General features: G+C 56.8%; 2 protein-coding genes and 2 tRNA genes. All 4 read left to right on the top strand.

Annotated features, from left to right (window positions below):
- Window positions 1-71: transfer RNA gene (locus QP981_RS11110), tRNA-Glu, on the top strand.
- Window positions 72-147: 76 nt separating this feature from the next.
- On the top strand, window positions 148-927 hold the full coding sequence (locus tag QP981_RS11105) for a tRNA threonylcarbamoyladenosine dehydratase (RefSeq protein ID WP_272707868.1): 780 nt from the start codon (window positions 148-150) through the stop codon (window positions 925-927).
- A complete protein-coding gene (locus QP981_RS11100; RefSeq protein WP_284857320.1) occupies window positions 924-1,709 on the top strand; it encodes a TatD family hydrolase in 786 nt (261 codons plus the stop codon). The genes QP981_RS11105 and QP981_RS11100 overlap by 4 nt, the downstream gene beginning before the upstream one ends.
- Window positions 1,710-1,792: 83 nt before the next feature.
- Window positions 1,793-1,865 (top strand) — tRNA-Glu (locus tag QP981_RS11095).
- Window positions 1,866-2,076: the final 211 nt, after the last annotated feature.

Here is a 2,076-nt window from a genome sequence, read left to right as displayed (position 1 = left end):
CCCGTTCGTCTAGCGGCCTAGGACGCCGCCCTCTCACGGCGGTAACACGGGTTCAAATCCCGTACGGGGTACAAAGTTACTCCCCAGTCAGTCGGCTGGGGAGTTTTTGTTTTTTAAGCATCGAGGCGACTATGACCAGGGGCGACTATGACCAGTGAACGTTTCGCACGACTGAAGCTTCTCCTAGGGGAGGAGGGGCTAGAAACGTTGGCTGAATCTACCGTCATGGTTGTTGGACTCGGAGGCGTGGGGTCGAGTTGTGCCGAAGCTCTCGCCCGAGGCGGCGTGGGCAACCTCATCTTGATCGACGGCGATGTCGTAGAGCCGAGCAATCTCAACCGTCAAGCGCTGGCTTTTGTCTCCACGATTGGCCGGGTCAAAGCCGAGGTCATGGAGGCGATGGTTGCCGATATCAACCCGGATTGTACGACCTATGCTCGTCAGATTTTTCTTACACGCGAAAACCTGGCGGAGGCCTTCGAGCAGTTCCCGCGTCCGGATTACATCATCGACGCTATCGACGATGTCACCGGCAAGATTGAGATCGCGCAGTGGTGCGCGGAAAATCGCATCCACCTCATTTCCGCTATGGGTGGCGGAAATAAGCTCGACCCAGCTCGGCTAACCTTCTCAAAGATCAATAAGACTAAGGTCTGTCCGCTGGCGAAGGTCGTCCGTCAGGTGTGTATCCGCCGACGCATTCGCGGTCTTGAGGTGCTGTACTCATCCGAAGAGCCAGTGAGAATTGCGGACAAGGGCAGCGGTACCAAGGCGGAAACCCTCGGTACCATGAGCTACATACCGCCAATCATGGGGCAGATGCTGGCCGGAAAGGTCATTCGCCGTCTGCTCGGGTTCGAGGAAACCCCGCTGGCCCCGCGCATCGGCGGTCCGGCCGACGAAAACCAGCCACCAACGGAAAAATGATGCGGCTCATCGATACCCACTTTCACTACGATTTCCTGCCACCGGCTTCGCGCGAGTGCTTCAAAGCCGATATTGCGCAGGAAGGCGTGGAGATCATCGCGCAGACAGTCCGCCCCTCCGTATTTGTCGAGATAGAGCGCGAAAATCTCCCCATGGCCGCAGTCGGCTATCACCCGTGGTATATCGACGGCAACTACGAGCGCGAGCTTGAGATATTTCGCGAGGCCCTTCCACGCACCCGTTTCGTCGGTGAGATTGGCTTGGACTTCGCGCCCCGCAGGCTTGACGACGTTCCCGCCGAGACCCAAATCCACGTCTTCACAAGCATTCTCGATGCTGTCCGAGCCTCGAGCCAGCCGCATATCCTGTCCATTCACACAGTCCGCAGCGCCGATACAGTGCTTGATCTGCTGGAACCGCGCTTGGACTCCGACAAAGGGGTAGGGCTCGGTCAGAATCTCGTGCCCATCTTTCACCGTTTCGGTGGCACCAGCGATGAGCTGACCAGGCTTATCCGAGCCGGTGGCTACATCTCCGTCAATCCGCTCATGTTGCGGACCAAACGCGGACGGGCCTATGTGTCGCAGGTGCCCGTCGATAGGCTTTTGCTGGAAACTGACCTTCCGCACGAGCCTGGAAGCGGCTACGCGGCGGAGGTGGTTTCTGCAGAGGTCGTCGCGGCCTTGCGGGACACTGTCGCGGAAGTTGCGGCGCTGCGAAGAATGGATGAAGCGGAGCTTAAAAACGCACTGGCAAAAAATGTGGAAGCACTTGGAATTTAGCGCCTTGACCGGGCGATTTGCAGTTACTATCCACGTCTAGTGTATTGTTTAACAAGTCCGCAGCGCGCGGATGAAAGTTCTAAGCCCCGTTCGTCTAGCGGCCTAGGACGCCGCCCTCTCACGGCGGTAACACGGGTTCAAATCCCGTACGGGGTACAAAGTGGTGGTTTCACGTTTTTGTCCTGCAAAATTCACGAAACTCGAGCTGCCAAATGATATCCCGATTCTCGTCACTGAGAATCGGGATTTTGCTTGTTTTGATTGATTCGGCGGATTCTAGGGGCGTGGAAACGGGTTAAGTAAAGAAAAGTGTGTCTTTTCCGGGCGTGTTGCGGTTATTTGATCCAGCCTTTTTGGATGCCGAGGT

The organism is Corynebacterium sp. MSK047, assembly GCF_030232285.1.
Taxonomy (GTDB): Bacteria; Actinomycetota; Actinomycetes; order Mycobacteriales; family Mycobacteriaceae; genus Corynebacterium; species Corynebacterium jeikeium_D.
The sequence above is the reverse complement of the archived record's forward strand: the minus strand, read 5'-3'. Positions and strand labels throughout refer to the sequence as shown.